14 protein-coding genes are annotated in these 22,101 nt (G+C 54.4%); 7 read left to right on the top strand and 7 right to left on the bottom strand.

What is annotated here, in order from left to right; translation table 11 throughout:
- Window position 1 precedes the first annotated feature (1 nt).
- The 3 genes from ACX9GT_RS11030 to ACX9GT_RS11020 are packed head-to-tail and all read right to left on the bottom strand — an operon-like array spanning window position 2 to window position 11,336.
- Entirely contained in the window at window positions 2-9,130 is a 9,129-nt protein-coding gene (locus ACX9GT_RS11030; RefSeq protein ID WP_473191104.1) for a hemagglutinin repeat-containing protein, read from the bottom strand.
- A complete protein-coding gene (locus tag ACX9GT_RS11025; RefSeq protein WP_473191103.1) occupies window positions 9,127-9,681 on the bottom strand; it encodes a toxin-activating lysine-acyltransferase in 555 nt (184 codons plus the stop codon). Before ACX9GT_RS11025 ends, ACX9GT_RS11030 begins: the two co-directional genes overlap by 4 nt.
- An 11-nt stretch (window positions 9,682-9,692) precedes the next feature.
- Window positions 9,693-11,336 (bottom strand): ShlB/FhaC/HecB family hemolysin secretion/activation protein, encoded by a 1,644-nt coding sequence (locus ACX9GT_RS11020; RefSeq protein ID WP_473191562.1) that lies wholly within the window; start codon window positions 11,334-11,336, stop codon window positions 9,693-9,695.
- Window positions 11,337-11,902: 566 nt separating this feature from the next.
- On the opposite strand from ACX9GT_RS11020, the gene ACX9GT_RS11015 reads away from it, so the two are divergent.
- From ACX9GT_RS11015 to ACX9GT_RS11005, 3 genes are read left to right on the top strand one after another with little or no spacing between them, the layout of a single operon-like run.
- Complete coding sequence (locus ACX9GT_RS11015; RefSeq protein ID WP_473191102.1) at window positions 11,903-12,757, top strand: PAS domain-containing protein; 855 nt, start codon at window positions 11,903-11,905, stop codon at window positions 12,755-12,757.
- A 35-nt stretch (window positions 12,758-12,792) separates the two neighbouring features.
- Complete coding sequence (locus tag ACX9GT_RS11010) at window positions 12,793-13,134, top strand: YunC family protein (protein ID WP_473191101.1); 342 nt, start codon at window positions 12,793-12,795, stop codon at window positions 13,132-13,134.
- Between the two features lie 24 nt (window positions 13,135-13,158).
- Window positions 13,159-14,088 carry a sensor histidine kinase gene (locus tag ACX9GT_RS11005; RefSeq protein WP_473191100.1) on the top strand — a complete coding sequence of 310 codons (930 nt, stop codon included), beginning with the start codon at window positions 13,159-13,161 and terminating at the stop codon, window positions 14,086-14,088.
- On the opposite strand, the gene ACX9GT_RS11000 is transcribed toward ACX9GT_RS11005, so the two are convergent.
- The gene (locus ACX9GT_RS11000; RefSeq protein WP_473191099.1) at window positions 14,057-14,716 is read right to left on the bottom strand and encodes a response regulator; all 660 of its coding nucleotides are present in this window, start codon (window positions 14,714-14,716) and stop codon (window positions 14,057-14,059) included. The two genes, ACX9GT_RS11005 and ACX9GT_RS11000, sit on opposite strands and share 32 nt — an antisense overlap.
- Window positions 14,717-15,031: 315 nt before the next feature.
- Here ACX9GT_RS11000 and ACX9GT_RS10995 point away from each other — a divergent pair, with 315 nt between their 5' ends.
- The 4 genes from ACX9GT_RS10995 (at window position 15,032) to ACX9GT_RS10980 (ending at window position 19,547) form a co-directional block, all read left to right on the top strand.
- Complete coding sequence (locus tag ACX9GT_RS10995; RefSeq protein WP_473191098.1) at window positions 15,032-15,277, top strand: hypothetical protein; 246 nt, start codon at window positions 15,032-15,034, stop codon at window positions 15,275-15,277.
- Window positions 15,274-16,293, top strand: a complete 1,020-nt coding sequence (locus ACX9GT_RS10990; RefSeq protein WP_473191097.1) for a Fic/DOC family protein — start codon at window positions 15,274-15,276, stop codon at window positions 16,291-16,293. The genes ACX9GT_RS10995 and ACX9GT_RS10990 overlap by 4 nt, the downstream gene beginning before the upstream one ends.
- 444 nt (window positions 16,294-16,737) lie before the next feature.
- Complete coding sequence (locus tag ACX9GT_RS10985; protein ID WP_473191096.1) at window positions 16,738-18,579, top strand: IPT/TIG domain-containing protein; 1,842 nt, start codon at window positions 16,738-16,740, stop codon at window positions 18,577-18,579.
- Complete coding sequence (locus tag ACX9GT_RS10980; protein WP_473191095.1) at window positions 18,576-19,547, top strand: hypothetical protein; 972 nt, start codon at window positions 18,576-18,578, stop codon at window positions 19,545-19,547. Before ACX9GT_RS10985 ends, ACX9GT_RS10980 begins: the two co-directional genes overlap by 4 nt.
- A gap of 178 nt (window positions 19,548-19,725) precedes the next feature.
- Here ACX9GT_RS10980 and tnpC read toward each other — a convergent pair whose 3' ends face one another.
- Genes tnpC through tnpA form a run of 3 tightly spaced genes read right to left on the bottom strand, consistent with a single transcriptional unit; the run spans window position 19,726 to window position 22,054 of the window.
- Window positions 19,726-21,312, bottom strand: coding sequence for an IS66 family transposase (tnpC, locus tag ACX9GT_RS10975; protein ID WP_473191545.1), 1,587 nt, complete (start codon window positions 21,310-21,312; stop codon window positions 19,726-19,728).
- A gap of 42 nt (window positions 21,313-21,354) precedes the next feature.
- Window positions 21,355-21,735: an IS66 family insertion sequence element accessory protein TnpB gene (tnpB, locus tag ACX9GT_RS10970; protein ID WP_473189059.1), complete on the bottom strand. Its 381-nt coding sequence runs from the start codon at window positions 21,733-21,735 to the stop codon at window positions 21,355-21,357.
- Window positions 21,722-22,054 (bottom strand): IS66 family insertion sequence element accessory protein TnpA, encoded by a 333-nt coding sequence (gene tnpA, locus ACX9GT_RS10965; protein WP_473189060.1) that lies wholly within the window; start codon window positions 22,052-22,054, stop codon window positions 21,722-21,724. The genes tnpB and tnpA overlap by 14 nt, the downstream gene beginning before the upstream one ends.
- Between the last annotated feature and the right edge of the window lie 47 nt (window positions 22,055-22,101).

The following is a 22,101-nucleotide window of genomic DNA, read 5'->3' as shown; positions in this document are numbered from 1 at the left end:
CTTATCTCCATTTGCTAGGTAAGCCCAATGCTTTTCTTACATCAGGTGGTATTTGATTTTTCTTCAATGCAGCAGACTTATCTCCGGTACTCCCAGACCAATGCCATGTACCATCATTAGTATTGGTGAACTGATGAACGTTGCCATCAGAGTCAACGGAGTATCTCTTTTTCCCACTTTCAACGGAATTACTAAACAACTCAAAAGAGTTTTTCGGCTCTGTACCTGCTCCTCTATGGTAGCCTTGCTGCCCGGGGGTATGCTTACCATTTGATTTGTAAAATAACCCATCGGCAGTTTTAGCAGGCTCAGGTACAGGCATCGCACTTCCCTTGCCGCCGCTACTCCCTTTTACTATACCAGCCGCTACTCCGGCAGCACCTACCGCACCCGCCTGAGCGAGACTGTTGATAGCTAACTGTTTTGCCTCTGATGAATCGCCAGACATCAGAGCATTGTGTATCGCCGTCATACGATCAGCTTCAAGCTGAGGCAATACCGCTTTTAGGTAAATAAGCTCACTTCGTTCTGATTCACTGAGACTACCTTCAGCCCGAAGCTTTTCGCTCAGGCTTTCTATACGGTCTGTATATTCAGCCTGAAGCGCACTGACTTCATTCGCTTTAGCCACACATGCGGCTGCACTACTGCATTGCTCAACGCTTGCGTGCTGACTGGCTGATATTTCTTTGTATTTATTCGTAATGGGTTGCTCACACCCGCTGTTACCCTCACACTGCGACATCTCCTCAAGGCGGGATTTGTTTTCCTGCACACTCAGTGCATTGTTCTCAAGAGCATTCTTCCCAGCCTGTCCTCCAGCCACAGCGTTAGCGCTGCTATCACCCACAACACCACCCACCAACCCTGCTGCTAAAGTACCCAGCGCACTGATAGTCTGACGCTGCTCTTCCGTCAGATCTTCACGCTTGATACCAGGGTACATCTGCTGGGCAATGAACTCACCCATTGCTGCGCCAGAAGCTCCCGCTAACGCGCTGTTGCCATTCACCGCCGCAGTCACCGCACCGAGAACGGCGTGGGCCATCAGGTTGGCTTCGGTGTTTACCTTGCCATTGGCATCTGTGGTCATCTTATGGATCACTTCCGCCAGATACGGCGCACTGGCTCCCGCCAGGGCTTTCGCCATATCACCACCGGCCAGACCCTGGATCGCCGCTGTCGCCGCCTGAATACCCTGTTGCAACGCACTGCCCGTACCATAAGGGGCCATCGCCGTATTGCGTATCTGGTTGGTCAGCTCTTTATCCGTTGGGGCAGTAATGCCTTTTGCCGCCAACGCATCTTTCGCGGCCTGGATAGCCTGCGGATCATTCAGCGCTTTCTGGGCGTTGATTTCACCCTGGGTTCTGGCAATATCACCGACCTGACTGCCGATTTCACCGATGAGTTGCGCTTCTTTCAGCCGGTTCTGCTCCTTTTCGAGGTCGAAGATTTTTTCCAGCCCCGGATTGGCATTCTCGACATCACGGCTCAAGTCCGCCACGTCCTGCTTCTGGTTGGCTTGGTCACGGATGTTGATGGTGCCTTCACTGACCGCCGACTGGGTCGTTGAACTGGCGCTACCGCTACCATTTACCCCGGTCAGGAGACCATTCGCCATATTCCCTGCGAACTGCCCACCGATAGGGCCACCGCTGCTGATACCCACGCTCTGGTGCTCAACATCATACGCGGCCTGGTTCTCGATATTGCTGAACCCCAGCGTACCGGTATCCAGCTTGTTCTTGTCTGCCGTTGCCGTCGAACCAATGACTGCACCGTTCAACTGGGTATGCTCACCCACGGTGATATCAAAGCCACCTTTCCCGGCGAAGAGCCCGGTCTGCTCCTGCACGCTGTCGTAGGTCGAATGCATCTTGTCACGGCTCAGATTGACCGAACCACTGAATGACCCCACCCCGGCGCTGCCGCCTGCACTGACGTTCTGCTGTTTGGAGTCGTAGTTGTCGCTGTCGCGCTCACTGGTGAGTGTCAGGTTGCGACCGACATCCATCGTCACCTTCTCGCCGCTCACCTGTGCTCCGGTAAGTGTAGTGTCACGACCACTGGTGATATTGAGATTGTTACCGGCGTTCAGTGTGGTCTCGGTGTGGGTCAGCATATTGCCGCTTTCCGAGCCTTTGCCCTTATTCACGCTGGCGTTCAACGTCAGGCCGTTCTTACCCTGGCCAAAGTTTACGCCCACGCCGACAGAACCGCCCTGGCTTTCGTTCTTGCCATCCACCGTCTGGGTGTTCTGCGCTGAAAGCAGATTGACGTCCCGCGCTGCGTTGAGGTTGATATCCTTTCCGGCCTGCAACTGGCTACCCTGAACGTTGATATCAGTCCCGGTCGAACGGATGTTCAGATTGTTGCCTGCGGTCAGGGTACTGCCCTGGCTTTGCGATTGAACGGTCGTCTGCTCGGATTTAGATGACTGGCTGCCATAGGAGAGGTTCAGCCCCACCAGACTGGTGTTTTCATCTCCGGCGTTGTGCAGTTCGTTGGCCTGGGCAGCCTGTACCCCACTCAATGCGGCTTTCATCCCCTGCAAGGCGGCAAGACGCCCACTGCTCTCTTTGCTGGCATCGTTGGCACTCGATACGGCTGAACTCACTGCACTCCCCACAGTACCGGACAGCGCCAGCGTCAGGCCACTTTGTTTCTGCTCCACCACATGCTTCTGGGTACTCTGGTTTTCTGCGGCGAGGACATTCACTTCCTTGCCGGTCAGATTAATATCTTTTCCGGCCAGCACGTCAGAACCTTGTACCGTCAGGTTGTTTCCTGCATTCAGCGTGACATTCCCCTGGGTACTGCCCACGGTACTGCCGACGCTGGTTTGAGATTTACCCTCATCGGTGGTTTTGGTGTCATTGGTGCCGTAGCTGAACCCAATCCCGCCGGTGCCGGACAGGCCGCTTTTCTTCTCTTGCAGCAGATGGGTTTCATCCCGCTGCTCGGTCGCCGCCTGCAGGTTCAGATTGTTACCCGCAGAAAGCGTGACATCCTGCGTGGCAACCACATTGCTACCACTCACCGTCAAATCACGTCCCGCCTGCAGGGTCACCTTGTCGCCGCTCAACTGGCTGCCACTGACACTCTGCTGGCTGATAGTGTCCCGTGATTCGGTGGTGGTTTTGGAGAGCATGCCGCTGCTGCCAGTAGCCTTGTAATGCTGGTCAAGCGTGGTGCTGTCGATACCATGCTGAATGTTGATATCGTTACCTGCCGCCACACTGAGCTTGTCACCGGCAGAGACGTTGCCTGCGGTGATATTCACATTATTTCCGGCACCCAGTTGGACGTTACCGGCACCAACGATTTCGCTACCGACCTGCTGGCTGCTTGAATGGTGCTGCCAGTTCTCCCCCCAGTTGAGGTTGTCTTTGCTGCCGGTGGTGACGGTCTTGAGGTTCAGGTCACGCCCGGCGGTAATGGACGTGCTGCCGCCTTCTCCGCTATTCACCACCTGCGCTGCCGTGAGATTCACATCCCGCCCGGCCTGCAGCGCCAGCGTGCCATCCGGCTGCTGAACATACAGCCCTGCCACACGGTCGAGTGTGGTGCGTGCAAAGTTGCCCCCGGCGCTCTCGGCGGTGCGGGTGGTGGTGATGGCGTTGATATCCCGTCCAGCGGTCGCGGTGAGACTTTGCTGACCGGCGATCACCCCGCCAACGTTATTGATATCGGTCCGCGCTTTCAGCGCCACATCATTCCCCTGGATCAATCCGCCCAGGTTGTTGATGTTTTCTGCGAGGATCTGCGTGCTCTGCTGGCCGTTGATGCGTCCGCTGTTGGTGAGGTTGCCAGTGAGGTTCAGGCCCACGGTTTTTCCGGCGAGCAACGCGCCGCTGCCATCGAGATCACCCGCTTTTACCGTGGCATACACCTGTGGCACCAGCACCTGCTGGGTACTTCCATCCGGCAGGGTCACGGTCTGCGCCACCATCCAGACGATATCGCCAGAAAGCAGCGCCATCTGTTCAGCGGTGAGCGCTACACCGAGGGTCAGGTTGTATTTCTTACCGAATTCCACCCCGTTGTTCATCAGGGCTTTGAACTGGTCTTCATCGTTCTGGAAGCCATCCAGATAACGGTTGCCGGTCAGAGAAATAATCTGTTCGCGGATCAGCCGCTGCTCGTAGTAACCATCCCCCAGCCGTTTCAGCACGTTGTTCGGATCGGTGGTGAAGGCATTCATCATGTAATCCGAACCCAGCCACTGTTTCTTGTCAGTGAAGCGCGGATCGGTTTCCACCAGATACGGGCTGCTGTCCGGGCGCACCTGGAACAGGCTATTGTCCGGCAGTTGGGTGTTGGGCCCTACCAGACGCACCACTTTGCCCGAATCTCCGAGGTTTACCTCAAAAGTTTTACCCGCAGGCAGGGTAATGGCCCCCGGCACCACCGGCAGCAGGTTACCTGCGCCCGGTCCGGCAATCGGCGCGGCATTAATGCCTGCTGCACCCTGGATATCACCGTTGATATCTGCTTTTTGCTGCGCATCAATCACCAGGCTGCTCCCCTGGCCCTGGGTGTATTCCGCTAGGGTGCTCGGTTTCAGAGTGATGGCCTGGATCACCGTGGGCGGTGTGTAGCCGGTTTCATCAACATTGGAAGAGTCACCGCCCTTCTGCTGGTGACGGGAATAGTAGGTGGCCTTGCCGACATCATTGATCTGCCGGTTGGCGTCCACCTCAACGTTATCCACTGACCCGGCCTGTAGAGCGAGTGCCCCACCGGCAATAATCTGGCTCTTGTCGTTAAGAACGCTACCCGCATTGATGCTGAGATTCCCCCCGGCAATGATTTTGGCCGGATCAGTCTCTTTCACCCGGTCTTCGGTAATGGTGCGGGTGTAGTCGTAATGAGTAAAACGGTCACCGTTGGTGGTGTGGCAGATCACCCCTTCGATACACAGGACATTCACTTCGTCCTGGTAGATATAGATGGTGTAGTCTTTGTCGTTGTAACGCACACCGTTATTCAGACGCGCCACCTCGTATTCGGAGATGTTTTCCTGCGAAACCAGCACGTTTTCCAGGGAGAAGTGGTCGTTGATGTTGTTGATCTGCGCGATATTGAGCGCCATATCTCCGGCAGATTCAATCGTGGAACTGTGATTATTCAGTACCCCGCCCTGACCGATGGCCTGGTAGTTGCCATCCAGCGCCCCACCAATTGCCATGAACCCGTCGCTGTAAATCAGCGCATGGTCGCGGTTGTTCAGCGTCCCAACACCGATATCCAGCCGCTGACGCGCTGCGATGGTGGCCGCCTGACCGTTTTCTGCCAGGTTGTTGAGCGTCCCGGCCTGAATAGCCAGCGCATCACCGTAAAGTCGGCCACTGCCGATATTGTTGACCGTGGTGCCATTAATGCGGGTATAAAAGCCGTCAATCAGACCATAGTTGGTCAGGGTCTGGGTGGCGGTGAGTTGCGTGGTGCCTGCGCTGATTTCAGCGGTGGCACTGTTGAACAGGTTGGTCGCCGTCAGATCAAGCTGGTTCCCGGCCTGGATCAGTGACTGGTTGGTGAAACTCCCCTGAGTGCTCAAGGCCAGATTGTCATTCGCCTGAATTTTGCCTGTGTTGAGGAAATCCTGCGTCAGCGTGAGCGACATGTCCCCCAGCGACAACAGCGAACCGTCGCCAGTCAGGGAAACGCTGGTAAGGTTCAACTGCTGACCCGCTTCCATCGACCCGGCGCTGTTGGTGATCTGCTGTGCCTCGGTCTGGAGGCGGTTTTGCGCACTGAGGAGCCCCGAGGTATTGTTCAGGCTACCGCTCAGGTTGAGCGTCAGCGCATCATCGACACGCAATGCGCCCTGGGTGTTATCAACATCCTGCGCATTCAGCGTCAGACTGCCGCCCTGAATGCCACGCTGTGCGCCGAGGGTGTTCTGGTTAAGAATGGTGGCCGCGTTCAGGGTCACGTTCAACGCACCCTGGATCAGCCCGGCCCCGTTGTCGATCACCGCCTGGGCGGCGTTAAGCGCCATATTGCCCAGCGCCTGGATCTGGCCCTGCTGGTTATTAATGCGACTGGCCGTCAGGTCAAGCGTACCTTTGCTGAACAGGTTGCCTTGCAGGCTGTTGTCGAACACAGCGGTATTGAGCGTCATCGCCCCGCCGGAGGCCAGCAGTCCATACTGGTTATTAACGTCCGCACTGGTGAGTAACAAGTCACCTTGCGCACTTAGGGTGCCGTGCTGGTTATCGAGCGCAGCGCCTTGAGTATTCCACTGTAAATTCTGGCCGGACTGCAAGGTGCCCCAGGCATTATTGAGCGTCTGCGTCAGGGCACTGATGTAGCCCAGCGCCGCAATCTGGCCTTCCTGATTATTGACTGCCCCAGCAGTGAGGATGAATTGCTGGTTGCTGATGATCACACCCTGCTGGTTATCCAGCCCAGCGGTTTTAAGGGTCAGATTACCCTGGCTGGTGATCCCGCCCTGGTCGCCGCTGTGGGTGTTGCTGAGTGTCCCGCCCTGAGTGTCGATCAGCAGATCGGCGGCGCTTTGCAGCAGACCGCCGTCATCGTTAAAGAGGCCTGTGTTAAAGAGCGACAGATTGCTGAGGGAAGCCAGTTGGCCGCCTCGGTTATCGAGTAAGCCAGTGTTTAACTGCGTATAACTACCGCCGACGAGTTTCCCCTGTCGGTTATCGAGCGCACCGCTGGAAAGCGACAGAGAGCCTGACGCCCCAACCAAGCCCCCCGCCGCGTTATTGATGTTCTGACCGTGCGTGTTAAGTGTCAGCGCTGCACCAGACTGGATGCTTCCTGCCTGGTTGTTGAGGGCACCGCTGCTGAGTATCAGCCCGTTATCGGCAAGGATTTTGCCTTCGGCGTTATTGGTATCGCCGGTTTTAGCCTCAAGGGTACTGGCGGCAATCTGACCGTTGCGGTTGTCGAGGTTCCCGGTCGCAAGCAGCATATCGCCTGCACTAACGATGCCGCCCTGGGTGCCGCTGTTGCGGTTGATCACCTCCGCGCCACGACTGTTCAGGTTCAACGCGGAACCAGCCTGGATCAGCCCCCCCGTGTTATCGACAGCACCCGTGAGTGAAGTCAAACGCCCGTCGGCGGCAATCAGGCCATCGCGGTTGTTGAGCGCACCGTCAAGGGTCAGCGTTAAATCGTGCTTGTCGGCAGCAATGAGCTCACCCTGCTGGTTGTTCAGCGTTCCTGCGGTCAGCGACAACGCGCCGTTGGAGAACACTGAGCCCTCCAGATTGTCGAATAGATCGGTGACGTGCATGTTCAGCGTGCCGCTGCCGGTCTGGGTCATCTGCCCACCCCGGTGCGACAGACTACCTGCATTCAGGGTGATATTTCCCGCCTGGGTGGTGGTGTTATCCAGTTGCAGTTGGGTGCCCGTGAGTGCCAGGCTACCGTTGGACACCACTGCACCGTTGTCGCCGTTCATCTGCCCGGTCTGGAGGGTCAATGCCCCATCACCGGCATGCACAATCGTGCCTTTCTCGTTATTAAGGTTCGCCGTGTTGAGCGTCAGGTTTTTACTGTTGCTGGCAATGGTGCCTGCACGGTTGTTGATGCTGGTCGTGTGCGAGAGGGTTAAATCCTGCTGTCCGAGCTGCTGCACCGTGCCCTGCTGGTTGGAAAGAGACTTGGCGGTCAGTGAAAGCTGGTCGGCACTGAGTTTGCCGCTGTCGTTGTTGAGCATCCCGCCAGTATGTACAGCAAGTTTCTGCGTTGCCGCCAGATTGGCCCCGGCGGTGCTGATATCGCCCACCGTGGCCTGGAGATCGATAGTGTTGCCGTAGGTCTGGCTGCCGCTGAAATCCAGCGCTGTGCCGGACGCGACAAATTGCCCCGCCGCTGAGTTCTGCCCGTTGGCGGTAAGTTGCCCCTGGCTGTTCAGCGTCAAATTGCCGCTGGAGCCAAGTTTGCCATCGCTCGCCATGCCTGCGGCCAGTACGCCCTGTGCAGTGCTGTTGATACTGGCAGCGGTAAGCCGGGTGTTGCCTTGTGCTGCAACAATCCCACTGTTGGTCAGTGCGCCACGGCTCTGCACCTGGGTATCTGCCCCTGCGTACAGTTTACCGCTGTTATTGATATCCCCGCTGGTCGTCACCTGGACGGCCTGAGAAGCGGTGATGGCACCACTGTTGGTCAGCGTGCCATCAGCATTGACGACCACGTCACCGGCAAGGGCATTGAGCGCCCCGGCGTTATGTACGCCCACCCCGGCTTCGGTGCCGCGCAGCAGGATTTTATTGGCGTACATACCACCCAGTTGGGACACATCCACCGCCACCTGTGGGCGTGGGCTGCCATCAGCGGCTTTTGCTGTAACAGACTGGTGAGCCACATCCACCTGGTTGCGTCCAGTGGTCACCGCGAGATCATTAGCCCAGACTCCGGCATTGATTTTAATGGAACGGGCAATCAGGTCGGTGTGATCCTGCAAGCTGCTGTCAAGGCCGTTGCCCTGAACCACAATTTCGCCGCGCTCGACGTTGTACCCCGTCAGTTGGCCGTTGGTCATTTGTGCCTGACCGGTCGTGAGCGTGGCGCGGTTGGCGTTGATAAAGCCGCAGCCACTACAGGTGATACCTGCCGGGTTGGCGATCACCACCTGGGCTTTTTGTCCTGCGACTTCAATAAAGCCGTTTAACTGGCTGGGGTCACGGGCATTGACTTCGTTGAGGATGACTTTGGCTTCGCCTTTTGCCAGCCACGGGTTGGCGGTCACCATCCCGGCGATCTGGGTCTGGGTGTTGAGGTGGCTGTTATTGAGCACCACGCCCTTGTTATCAACATCGAACTGGCTATAGACGTTGCGCGACACCCCTTCTGCACTTGGCGTCTGGATATTGACCTGCGGGGTGCCGTTGGCACTGCTGATAATGGTCGGCTGCTGGTTGCCCGGTGCGCTGCCATCAGCAACAATATTCGCCTGTACGGGCTGAATGGCTCCTAGGGCCAGCAGCAAGGCAAAACTCAGACCATGAACTTTACCGATCATCTGGCTGAGGGTGTGCCCCGTGCCGGATGAGGATGACGCCGCACCTGCACGGCCAGCCCCGGCGATATCGGGCACCACCATCAGCAGGCCACGGGCGGTATTAAAAACGATACGGTATAAATTCTTGTTCACGGCAACATCCTTGATTCGCCCTGCGGGTATTCGGTAATGGCAATAGATAAGGGGTGGGCTGCATGCCAGGCGCGCGCCTGCGCGTGACTGATCTGGTCACCCTTGAAATTCATCACACGCTGGCCTTTTTCAGCACCACGGTGGTAGAGAGAACGGAAACAGCGGTCAGGAAACAGCGTCTTGCCTACCAGGCGGCGCATTGCCCGGACGTCACCAAACGGCGCGATCCAGTCGCGTATCCACAGTCGGTAGCCACAGGCCCAGTCCGCTTCCTGCACCAGAATGGCCGGTTGTGTGAGATAACGCGCTTCTGCCTCCGCGTTCAGCCACATCCAGCTCATGAAAAAGAGCGGCTGCGTCCCCCGGCTGACCAGCATATAGTGCTGATGTTTGATAATCGGCAACAGCACCGTGGGTAACGCATGCAGCGGCAGATCCCGATGCTGGGGCGAATGCATCCACAACCAGACGGATGCCCCCAATACTTCGGCTTCGCTGCGGTCTCCCCCCAATATCAACGGGGCATGCACGTCATAAGCGCCTATCTGCATCGTTCGTCCTCTCAGAAATCCCAGTTCAGGGTGAAACCCAGCGTCACCGGGCTGCTCTTGAAACCGTCCGGTTTAGAGAGCGGCACCCCGGCAAAGAGGTCATAGCGGGTCTTGAAGGCACTGCCGCGCACACCGATGACACTTCCAGCCAAGTTGGTCCCGGCCAGTTCCTCGGTGCCACGACCGCTGACATGGCCGTAGTCCGCTCCCAGATACAGTTCCTGATTCGGCACCGGTGTCGTCCAGGCCAGTTCATTACGCACCGTCCATCCCGCGTTGGCGTTCAGGGTGCGCTCGCCATCAAAACCCCGCACCGTAAAGCGCCCACCGATGGCAAACCGGTCCTGTGGCGTCAGCGGGGTGTTGCTCATCTGACGCTGGTATTGCAGGTTGTAGCGGAAGGTCTGTTTGCCCAGTGCAAACGGCACGTTCAACTGGCTGGAGAGCTGGATAATCTTGCTCAGTGCGGTGGCATCCCCATACGACTCTTCCGGAGCCGGAAGCGCCCCGAACCAGCGGGTGCCGCGCTGATAGCTGATCCCCGCATCCAATGTGGCCTGCTGAATGAAGTGACGGTGCTGCAAGCCCACCCGCCAGGCGGCGGTGCGGCGACGCTGCACTTCCACTTCGGTGTCATTGATATAGTTTTTCGCGCCCCGGGCCAGAATATCGTAGGTAAAGGTGGTTTTCTGGCTACCGCTGCGGTGCAGTACGCGGCTCAGTTGTACCGTCAGGTTCTGGCTGTCGCCGCTGTAGCGGTAATCCCCGTTCAGCCCGGCCACGGTCTGGTGATAGTCATAATCGTTGGCGGTGACCGACAGCATCGCGTAACGGAACGGCACCGAATAGTGCGCAGTGACGTTTTTGCTGCCCTTGTCATTACCCGGTTGCAGCGCACGGGTGCCGGAAATATAGAACAGATCACTGAGCGATAGCGGGTTGTCCAGCGACAGGGTCAGTCCGCCCTGATAGCGCCCGGTGTCTTTCGTGCCGGAGTCATCCAGTGATACCCCCAGCCGCCAGATTTTAGCCTGCTGCCAGTTGAGCATGATGTCGCTCTCTCCGGGTTTTTCACCGGGGACGATTTCCATACTGGCCTGTACGGTTGGGAGGCGTTGCAGATTCTCCAGGCCTTGCTCGACATCGCGCAGATCCAATAATTGACCGGCTCGTGGCGGGAACGCATTGAACAGCGTGACATGACTCCCGCTGTCCGGGGTCAGTTTCACCTGACGGATAAAACCGGGCAGGATGTTCAGCTTCAACGTACCGCTCTTTAAATCCTGCTGTGGAGCCAGCACGCGGGTGGTGATATAGCCGTGATCCACCAGACGGTTCTGCATCGTGCTCATCAGGAGATTGATGCCCTTACCCCCGAGGCACTGGCCCTGCGCCTGATTGGCAATACGCTGTAATGGCAACCAGCGCGGCAACGCCTCCTGACCGCTCAGTGCCACCTGATTGATGTTGAAGCAGGGTTTTTCCTGCGGGAATGCCAGGCTACCCAACCGCGAAGCCGGGGGCAACAAGCGCACATCAGGCGTTGGAGGCAGTAACTGCTGTTCCAGTGCTCGCTGACGTTGCTGTTGCAGGATCAGTTGCTCACTGCTTGTCACAGCAAGCGCTAACGGGGAAATCATCAAAAATGCAGGCATAGCAATAACGCAGGCACGACAATGGCGCGCCCGGCGAACGAAACGGCGGGATAGCATCAAACAGTCCTTGTCAGAGAACGCTTATTATTTGTTATGAATATTTGTGCAAATACTATCCACGCAAACACCTGTTTACAACATTTAAAACAGATATTTTGTTGGCCGGAGGTGAAGACGTCGAGTTGTGTCCGCCTTTGTCAGGCGTCAATCGGGCTGACGGATTGGTGGCATCACATCAGAGGAGATGAAGGAGCCTCACAGCCTGTTTGTTACTGAGGAATAATTGATCGACAGAACCGATCAATTTTGAAAATCTGATCGGCACAACCAATTTAACAATACATGCACATTGCGGTAGGGTGAACCTGCACCAACACCAGGTTTTTCTTCACCCAGCCCCGCAAAGACGGGGCACCCATCTCTATTTTATGATGCTGGATTGTAACAGGCCTGTGTTATTTGCACACCACAGGAAACAGTAAGGCAACCACACGAATCAATACATTACTGTTACAGTGCGAACATGAATATCACATAAAAACGACTTCGACTGTCAAGGGAGGAGCATGTTTGTTATTCCAGCAATCAACCTGAAACGTCTGGCGTCTGTTTTGATACCCGCCATGCTGATCACGACAATCAGCATTTATGCCATGGGCTTTCGTACCCCCCTTCCGATTGAACACAAAGTTCTCCCGGGTAAAGCGCTCGCAACCTATGAGGATATCTACCCTATTCAGGTCGATCATAAAGGGTCACTGTATCTGGATAAGGAACTGTTCGTGCAAGCGATCAACTACCTCTCTGAACACCCCTCCCCCCGCGCCATCGCAGATCTGGTTTACCTCGGCAACTCAAACAATGTCACATTGCTTCTCGATCCTCCAACCAAGGAAAAATACCTGCTGCTGACCCAGCAACCGGATTACGTTGCACTCTCTGAGGTTGAACGGGAAAAAGATATCATTTTTCAATCCTATGTCGATATCGTGAATGGTGTAGGCCAAACCTTCGCAGGAACACCGATTGAGATCGTCCTGCATGACACAAGGAATCCTCTGCGTTCTATTGTCGCAATCCAGAATCCAATCTCGGGTCGCAGGCTGGGGGATACCAATACCAATTTTGGCATCCAGCTCATCAAAAATTACAGCTACGGAGAAGGTCAGAATAATGGCCGTGGAGCCTCCTTCGTCGGCTATGGCCTGACACTCAACGATGGACGCCCACTCAAATCAACAACCATCCCGATTTTTCATGACGTTTACGGTTTGATCGGCTTCATCTGTATTAACATTGATATTTCCCGGATGAATACGAAAGATACCGAATATATCGAGCACTTCGTTAATACCTACAAAACCACTATCGACAACAGTGCCATCAACGAGATGATTCAAAACAGCAAACACAAAAACTGATTTTATCAACCCTCCTCTATTGCGAAGGATCTCATATGGATGCAGGCGCTATTCAAGAGCACATGGATGTACACATGGAAATGGTACGGCTTAATACTCCCGTGGAAATGGTGCGATTTAATATACCCGTGGAAGCTGTGCAGATTGATCTGGCACGCCCATTACTGGTCCTCAAAGCCCCTAATGGTTCTTTGGGGTGTGGATACATCAATGTTGAAACCTGTAATAAAACGAAAGAAGCCTGTGCCATCGTGACGGGCGTCAATAACTTTGATGAGATGTACAAAGCCAAAGTCGTCGCCGTATCAGAGCAAGCCGCCACGCTTGGCGTCAAAGTGGGTGACTCAGGCCTCGACGCTCTCAAAAAAATGCGCTGATTGCCGATATGCAGGCATTGGCCCATGCACACAGAAATTATCTTTTATGTAAGCTGTGCTTTTTTACTGACCGTATATACCATCAGCATTGTTGCTGCTATACGTGGCAATGAAACAGCGCGTTATTTTCTGTGGATATGGGCCATCCTGTTACCCTTTGCACTCCCCTTCCTCCCCCAGTCAAATATCATTTCCCATGTAGCAGTCGCGCTGATACTGATATGCGTCCTCTATCTCCTGTATAGCTATAGCGTAGAACGTGTGGATACGTCCCACGAGGAAACACGTCATGTACTGGCCGCGCTGAATCGGCGTATAGATGAAGAACGGCGCATATTGGCACGCCGGTTACACGATGAAGTGAATCCGCAGTTGCTGATGAGTCGTAATGCCCTCAAGCAGATCGAATTGCTGGTCAAAGATAACGAAAAGGCCACCGAGCTGCTGACAAAAGCAACCGGCATGATCAATGACGCCTACGCCGAAATGCGGGATATCATCAAAAATACGCGCATTGAGGTCATTGATTCAATCGGCTTTACTGCTGCGCTGGAATCTCTGGTTGCGCATTACACCAGTATTTCCGAAAAACCCACCATCACACTGGAACACAACCTGCCAAAACGCCCGGCACTGGCCGAAGAAGCAACACTCAGCCTGTACAAGATTATCCGGGAAGCTATTTTCAATGCGATCAAACACGCCAATGCTACGGCGGTACATGTCAGTATCCAGCACAACAGCACACTGAATGTCTATCAGGTGAGCATCACTGATGATGGGACAGGGATCAAAACATCCCCGCGTGATGAACAGTCAGGCATTGGTCTCATCGATATGCGCGAGCGTATCAGGGTACTGGCAGGGACGCTCAAGATACAGGCGGCAGACCCTGCAAATCACAAACGGCCCGGAACACACGTCATTTTCTCGTTTTCCGGGCAGTGGTTGTAATGCCATGACGGATTGCAAGCTTGGTAATGTCTGCCTGACTCTCGATATCCAGTTTAGCTTTGATGCTTTTCATGAACGTACCCACTGTTTTGGTGGATAAATCCATTTTTTCAGCGATCTCCGCCTGTAGCGCACCATCCGCCGCAAGGGTAAATACCCGCATCTCACTATCATCAAGCAGCTTGCCTGGCACTTTGTCTTTTACCGCCGACCATGCCAGCAGACGGGCGATCTCTGGTGAAAAGTATTCCTTCCCCTGTGCTACCGTGACAATAGCCTCATTCAGCACTTCGGTGGGCTCATCTTTGCGCACAAAGGCCAGAACGCCCAGCTTGTAAGAATGCTCAACAATATATTCGTCATCGAACTGACTAAAAACAATAATTCTGGCTGAGGGATCAAGGGCCAGAAGTTCCTCACACACATCCAGTCCGTTTTCCCCACAGCCTTTACTGTCGAAACGTACATCAATGACCAGGACGTCCGGCTTCACGTCCAGAAAACGTTTGACCAGCCCTTCGGTGCTGTATGCCACTTCGATGACATCAATCCCGTAGTCTTTCAGCACATCGCGGAACCCTGCTACGAGCAGCTGATGATCATCAGCCAGAAAAACTTTGACTCTCAATTTTTTACACCTGTTCGACACACTGCACCAATTATGACAGAAGCGACCTGATACGATAAATCTCTCAATCGCCCATCAGCTCACAGGAAAATATGCAGAACATTTATATCCCTCAAAGGGAAACACAACTTCACTTGCATAGAAATTATATTTCCATGTTATGATGCAGACAGGGTATAAATAATTCATCTGAATACTGCTGGGGACACAACTACTGCTGCGCGAGTTCTATTTCAAAGCACACTACCATCCTCATTTATATCTCACAAGAAACATCCAGAAAGACTAAAGAAAAAATTCGGCAGGAGTTTTTCAATGACTTTTGATATGGACTGTAACGTTGATCTTCTGAGTTTGCCCCCCGTTTCTGAGCCTGATGATTTGATGGCCCGACGCAAGACACAATTTACCCAGGCCAATATTTCCCTTGCCCTTTCAGGCTGGTATAACCAGACAGACATGGATATTGAGATCCAGCAAGCGATTATCGCAGGCAAGCTTTCTGCTGATGGTGCGGTGGCGCTTTATATCCAATATAAATGTGAAAGGAATATGCCATGACTGTTTTGCAAGTGGAGGAAACATATTCAGACACACGCTTATCGAAAAGCGGAGCAGATATTTTTGACTCAGCAATATTACAGCAGATTGAACCGGGAATAACCGCTATTCGCATTCAGGAGTTACGGGACAGCCCTGTGCGCGGTCACTACAACATGGCACATCTGCAAACCATCCATCGACGCATCTTCAGGGATCTCTATGACTGGGCTGGCGTCTGTGTGGCATTGATCCCCGATGGATCAGACAGTGAGCAGACATTGCAGACCATGAAGGCAAATATCCTCTCCAAGGTCAGTAAAGTGACTGACACAATCAAAGACAGCGGTTACCTGCGTGGCATGAATAAAGTCCCGTTCATTGACAAACTGACAGAGGTGTACGCAGGGTTGAGTGGCATACGCCCTTTTCGCAACGGAAATGAGATTGCCATACGTGAATTTATCTGGCAGCTCGCACAGACGGCTGGCTACGCACTGGATTACAGCAAAACCAGCAGGCAAAGCTGGAAGCACGCAGAAAGACAATTAGCGTTCGGTCATTGTGCTCCCATGCATAACATTTTTCGCACCATCGCGAGTGTCGAGCGTGCCGTTGCATTCGAGACGCTGCCTTGTGACAAGGCACTGGTTAAACACCCCGAACTGGATGGGGCGTACAAGATGTTACTTGATGCGCAATGTGCCCGACAAAATGTAAGGGTGCTCCAGAAAGATATTCTGAAGGAATTAAAGGCGGGTTACATCGTGGGTGATGGTGTTCTGTTGGATGAGTCTTATCACATCATCAGCCGTACAGCCGCTTACCATGCTCTGAAAATACTCAACACTGATAATTTTCATGGTCAATACACAGGTGATGTCATTGCCATTTCCTCTCATCATATTCTTCTCCAGATCAACAGCATGACCGCTTTTTGTTATAAGCGGGAAAGGCAGGATCATAATATACATGTCGGAGATCGCATCACAGTCATTCAGCATGGACATAACAGCTTATCCTCTTTTAACATTTAAGGGATTACAACCATGAACACTTCTTCGACCTCCCTTAAAAACCTTTTCAAATACGCTCAACTGTAAATTGTGGTGGAAAGCATTCAGACTTTTACCGTGATTATTAATCCACCCCAAAATATTTATGTTGAGCAAAAACTTAACCCCATTGACTTGATAGTGTATTTGGTTTCTAATCCGTGGGTTAGAAGAAATAAAAGTCAAAATTTGAATGCGCTTTCCAGTCTCCTGAATATGCTTAATCACTAACACTTTGACATAAAAACCACCTCTCTATCTTCAAAGAACCTAGATATCTCATTCATCAACGCCATATGGCTGACACACATTAACGCTTGACACTGCACCAAATTAATCCTCTCGTATAAAGAACACAAAACCCACGCTTTAAATAGGTTTTGCTTTAAATAAAATCACTCGTCTTTTTATATGGCTTGCACCCGGTTGATTACAAGACATTTCGTACTGCGCTGCTTCCTGCCAGGACTGCTATTCTGGCTGGCCGCTTTTTCTGCCATGGCGCAGACTGTTTTGCAGGGCAGCCTGAATGAGAACACCCATCTCGGCATTGATAACAGCCCCTATCTGATTGAAGGTGAATTACTTATCCAGAATGGCGCACAGCTCGGGGTCGATGCCGGGGTCATTCTGTATATGGGGGCAGATGCACGGGTTAATGTTGTGGCAGGCAGCGTGCAGATTCATGGCACACAGGAACACCCCGTGCGCGTCATCTCAGATAAAGTGCGCCAGGGTCTTCCCCCTGCACCCGGCGATTGGGATCAATGGATATTCTCTCCAGGCACGGTATCCACCCATCTTGAGCATGTCATCGTTGAACATGGCCATGGTCTGGCGGTTTATGGTTCCGCGCCCGTTTTGGATTATCTGACCCTGCAAAATCATCAGGGTGCCGCCATCACCATCGATCTGAAAGCCTCGCCCAGCGGGATTGGCAATCAGGCCAGCAGCAACACGGTAAATGGAATTGTTGTTCCCCCCGGAGATATTGTCACAGATGTCAGTTGGGGACTTGAAGGGCTCCCGTACATCATCGCATCCGGAGAGCTATCCGTAGGGCAGAGTCCTGTCCTCTTTTCAGTGGTCCCCAACACGGTTGAACAGGGAGAAACCGTGACACTGACCGTGACCGGACAACAGTTGCAAGGCATCACTTCTGCGACCTTTGATCGTGCTGGTTTGAATCTGTTGCCGTTGTCTGGCAGCTCTGCACATTCCGCGTCCTTTCAATTGACCGTGGATCCTGCTGCCTCATCCGGTCCAGCAACGCTTCAACTGCATCTGGATGCAGGTAACGTCACACTTCCCGACGCATTAACCGTTGGCCCCGCTCTGCTTGCACTGGAGTCATTGCAACCCAGCACCATTGAAGCAAGTGCAGGAGCGGTGCCGCTGACGGTCATCGGACGTCACTTTACCCCTCAATCCGAATTGCTGATTGAGGGACAGGTCTTGCCTGCAACCTATGTCAGTACAACCGTATTACAGGCCACGCTCCCCAATCAGGCAGCAGCAGCCTCTCTTGCCATTCAGGTGCGGACGCCCTCGGCAGACAAACCCGGTGAGTTTGCCCTGTCAAACATCCTGATACTGAAAGTCACAACTGCCACGCTCCCCTCACTCACGATTGTACCCCGTCCGCTTGAGTTCGCGCCGGACAGTCATCCGCACACCATAACCCTGACGCTCAGCAAACCCGATGTCAGTGATCGGATACTCTCATTAGTCATGTCAGATGACACCGTCGCTAATGTTGAACCCACCTCGATCACCATCCCGGCAGGGGAAACTCAGGTGACAGCCACTTTAACGCCGCGCAAGGCAGGCAACACCACTCTGACAATCAAATCCCCCGCTCTTGCCACGCTTGTTGAAACGGTACTGATTTCCATGGACATCAAAAACGCTGGCATCAGCTATGCCCCCTCAGTGGGTATTGACGTGGGTGACCCAACGCGCCCTCAGCCTGCTGCACAAACCGGCGAAGTCTTTGCCCATACCGTCGGCATCAATATTGGCGACCCAACACGGCCTCAACCCGCTACACAAACCAGTGAGGCGTTTGCTCACTCAGTGGGTATTGACGTGGGGGAGCCAACACGGCCTCAACCACCCGCACTCACTGCTGATGTCTTTGCTCACCCTGTCGGTATTGACCTTGGCGAACCGACACGGCCACAGCCTCCGGCACAAACCGGCACCACAGACACGCAACCCACTCACATTATTGTCAACGAGAAAACCCTCACCGGATCAGAGAAATGACAAAACCTTCCCGCACAACCCCTTCTCAAGGCAAAACATTTGCTGCACTCATTACCACCGCATTGATCACCGCACCTGCCTATGCATTTGACAGCGGCAGTACCGGTGCAGACGGTGAATTCAAACCGACGGCCAATATTGAGGTATCTCTGCCCCCTTCCGGCATTCTCAATTACACCTCGGTGGATATTCCTGCGAATGTCACTGTCACCTTCCGCAGGAATGAAACAAATACCCCGGTCTATCTGCTTGCCAGTGGCAACATCACCATTGCAGGCACAATCAACGTTCAGGGAAAGGATGGCACCTCTGTCGGCAATCACGGTGATGGGCTGCGTGATGACGATGGATGGCCGGGAGAAGGTGGCCCGGGTGGATTCGCAGGCGGTTATGGTGGCAAGCCTAAAAGAGGAGGCACCCCCACCGAACAGACACTCGGTGGTAATGGTCTGGGACCCGGAGGCGGGTTGGGTGGAATTGATAAAGGCAATGGCTGCCTCCAGTTTCCCCGCTATTACACCGGTCATGGTACAGGGGGAGCCTATGCTGAAGATGCATACGCCATTGGAATATTAAATTGTGCAGAACAATATCGTATTCCTGCCGCTTTTAACTATAGCTCACGTACCCTGCAACCGCTGATTGGCGGTTCAGGCGGTGGTGGTGGTGTCGGCGGTACGCTATCCGGAATTAATGTCTCACATGGTACTGGCGGCGGAGGCGGAGGCGGTGCAATCCTGATTGGGGCCTCCGGCCTGCTGAACATAACAGGAAAAATTCTTGCCGATGGTGGGCACGCCGGAGGTGCCAAGGGAGAGGGTGGAGACGGCCCACACGGCGGTGGCGGTTCAGGTGGGGCAATCCGACTCGTGGCAACCCAGATCACCGGCGGTGGTCAATTATCCGCAACGGGGGGATGCACCATTCATCCGTGTGCTTCCGGTGAACCCGTATTGACAGGTTTATGAGACCTGCATCTGGTTTACAGGAGGCCGTTCGTCAGGTGGTGAAGTGCTGAGTGTGGTGTTGGGGGGCTTTGGCACAGGGGCTGAGTCCGTTGTCGCTGCCGTTGAAGCCATGTGGGACGCGGGCTCCCGATATTTACGGTGTCAGCGCCGCAAGTCCTTAGTGCGGGAAGTCACGGGATTACTGGCAGGCGTCGCTCCCCGCGAAGGTGAACCCCGGCAGCGGCAACAACTCCTCCAGACGCGCTTCTGGCCAGCCCGGCAGACGCCGCAAAACATCCGTCAGCCAGGCATGCGGCTCCAGGCCATTCATCTTTGCCGTTTCCAGCAGACTCATGATTTTCGCCGCGCGTTCGCCTGCTGCAACCGAACCTGCGAACAACCATGATTTTCTGCCCATGACCACCGGTTTGATCGCCCGCTCGCAGACATTGTTGTCCAGCGGCAACCCGCCATCGTCCAGGAAGCGACTGAGGGCAACCCGACGTTTCAGCGCGTACGTGATCGCTTTGCCCAGCGCAGAGTTCTCCGGGCACGCATTTTTCTGCTGTTCCAGCCAGTGCCAAAGTTTTTCCAGTGCCGGTCGCGCATAACGCTGTCGCCACTGGCGGACCTTTTCTACTGGCCGGTGCCGGATCTTCTTTTCCAGCCGGTACAGGCTGGCTATCTGTCTTATCGCCGTGGCTGCACGCGGATCTTTACCCGCTTTATACAGGTCCGCGAAGTTTCTGCGGGCATGAGCCCAGCACCCCGACAGGATTATCCCGTTGTGCTGGTTTGCCAGCGTTTCATACGCCGGGTACCCGTCAACCACCAGGCTCCCGGCCCAGTCTTTCAGGTATCCCGCCGGATATTGGCTGCTTCTGCCGGGTTGACAGTCGAAGCACACCACTGGCGGGCCACTTCGTTCACCACTGACGTAGCACCAGAGATAACCGGCGCGGGATTTGCCCCCTTTTCTCGTGTCGAGGAGTTGCAGGGGCGTTTCATCGGCGTGTACCACATCCCGTGTCAGCAACATCCGGTGCAACGTCTCTGCCAGTGGCGTCAGTACGGTGCCCGCACGCCCGACCATATCCGCCATCGTGCTGACGGGCAGACTGATGTCTGACCGGGCCAGCACCGACTGCTGACGATACAGCGGCATATGGTCACAGTGTTTACTTATCACCAGTTGCGCGATGAGTGACGGTTCAGCCACACTTTTCGGGATAATGTGCGCGGGCATGTCACCGCTGACCACACACTGGCAGCAGTTGCAGCCGTACTGCGGGCGAACATACCGGTTAACCACGATGCGGGCCGGGATGTACTCCAGTTTTTCGCTCACTTCATCGCGGATGTGGTGCAGCATTCCAGGGCATTCGGGGTCAAGGCAGCTTTCCGTTGATGCGGGAACGATAACGATCTCTTTTCGCGGAAGATGTGCCGGAAGCGGTTTACGTGCCGGACTTTTGCCGGGGGGCGTTTCTTCTGGGGGAAGCAATGTATCCAGTTGCGCTTCAACGGCGGCGATATCGGCATCCATATCCTCTTCGAACAGGGAGCGTTGCATCCCGGCCAGGGTCTCACTTTTTTTCCCGAAGCGCTGTTGGCGGGCCAGTTTCAGCATTTCTTCCAGGAGTTCGATACGCTGTTGAAGCCCGGTATTTTGCTGACGAAGTTTTTCTTTTTCTGCATTCTCAGACATTGCATTTTGCACCATGGCAAGTGCCAGAGTGCGAAGCTGTTCGATGTCACTGATGGTGGTGAGAACGGAGATATCCATGCGGATCATTATACCACTCCCGACATGGATAATCATTATTCTTCATGAGGTTATCATGTTCTGCGAGCCATATTCAGACTCGCCACGGAAGACCCATTTTTCGAGGTCGTGGCCTCTCACCTGCTGCCAGTCAACACCACTGACGAGCCAGTTGAACTCATCGGGCGTGAGTGACCAGGCAACCTCATTTGCCCGGGGCCAGCGGAAGTTTCCTTTGTGCAGACGACGAACGCACAACCAGACGCCGTGCTTATCCCAGCGCAGCACCTTAATGCGGGAGCGAGCCTTGTTGGTGAAGACGAAGGCGGCACCTTCGTGCCAGGACGCCTGCAGTTCATCTTGCACGTACTGCGTAAGCGTGTCGATCCCGCGCCGCATATCAACGGGTTTCACGGCGAGAAAGACATTTTCAGGCGTCAGCATGCTTGAGCGCCTTGAAGACATCGGTCAGTTGTGAAGGATGGCAGCACATCCGTATTCCGCCGGGCAGGAATAGCGTAACGGGTTCATTCGCCACAGATGAAAAGGGTTCAGAAGGTGGAGCGGATTGGACGATATGAACGGGCAAAACAGTAGGTTTGCTTGCACGTCGTTGAGCTTTTGCGACATCTTGGGGCCATTCACGAAAGGAGGTAAAAGGAATATCGTTGAGCTCACAATACTGCCGGCGGGTAAGGCCGCTGGCGCGCCAACTGGCGACGTGTTGTTTTTTCTGGTCAATGAACCATCGTTGTTTTTGCATCGGTAAACACCCTTGTGTCAGTGGAGGATGGTGCCGATCTTACCTGC

This window comes from Serratia sp. YWN4 (genome assembly GCF_055790845.1).
This window is presented reverse-complemented; position numbering and strand designations above follow the sequence as displayed.

Excerpts from the sequence above, each read along its gene's own strand:
- ACX9GT_RS11025 (WP_473191103.1), bottom strand. The coding sequence starts at position 9,681 with ATGCAGATAGGCGCTTATGACGTGCATGCCCCGTTGATATTGGGGGGA.
- ACX9GT_RS11020 (WP_473191562.1), bottom strand. The coding sequence starts at position 11,336 with ATGCCTGCATTTTTGATGATTTCCCCGTTAGCGCTTGCTGTGACAAGC.
- ACX9GT_RS11015 (WP_473191102.1), top strand. The coding sequence starts at position 11,903 with ATGTTTGTTATTCCAGCAATCAACCTGAAACGTCTGGCGTCTGTTTTG.
- ACX9GT_RS11010 (WP_473191101.1), top strand. The coding sequence starts at position 12,793 with ATGGATGCAGGCGCTATTCAAGAGCACATGGATGTACACATGGAAATG.
- ACX9GT_RS11005 (WP_473191100.1), top strand. The coding sequence starts at position 13,159 with ATGCACACAGAAATTATCTTTTATGTAAGCTGTGCTTTTTTACTGACC.
- ACX9GT_RS10995 (WP_473191098.1), top strand. The coding sequence starts at position 15,032 with ATGACTTTTGATATGGACTGTAACGTTGATCTTCTGAGTTTGCCCCCC.
- ACX9GT_RS10990 (WP_473191097.1), top strand. The coding sequence starts at position 15,274 with ATGACTGTTTTGCAAGTGGAGGAAACATATTCAGACACACGCTTATCG.
- ACX9GT_RS10980 (WP_473191095.1), top strand. The coding sequence starts at position 18,576 with ATGACAAAACCTTCCCGCACAACCCCTTCTCAAGGCAAAACATTTGCT.
- tnpC (WP_473191545.1), bottom strand. The coding sequence starts at position 21,312 with ATGGATATCTCCGTTCTCACCACCATCAGTGACATCGAACAGCTTCGC.
- tnpB (WP_473189059.1), bottom strand. The coding sequence starts at position 21,735 with ATGCTGACGCCTGAAAATGTCTTTCTCGCCGTGAAACCCGTTGATATG.
- tnpA (WP_473189060.1), bottom strand. The coding sequence starts at position 22,054 with ATGCAAAAACAACGATGGTTCATTGACCAGAAAAAACAACACGTCGCC.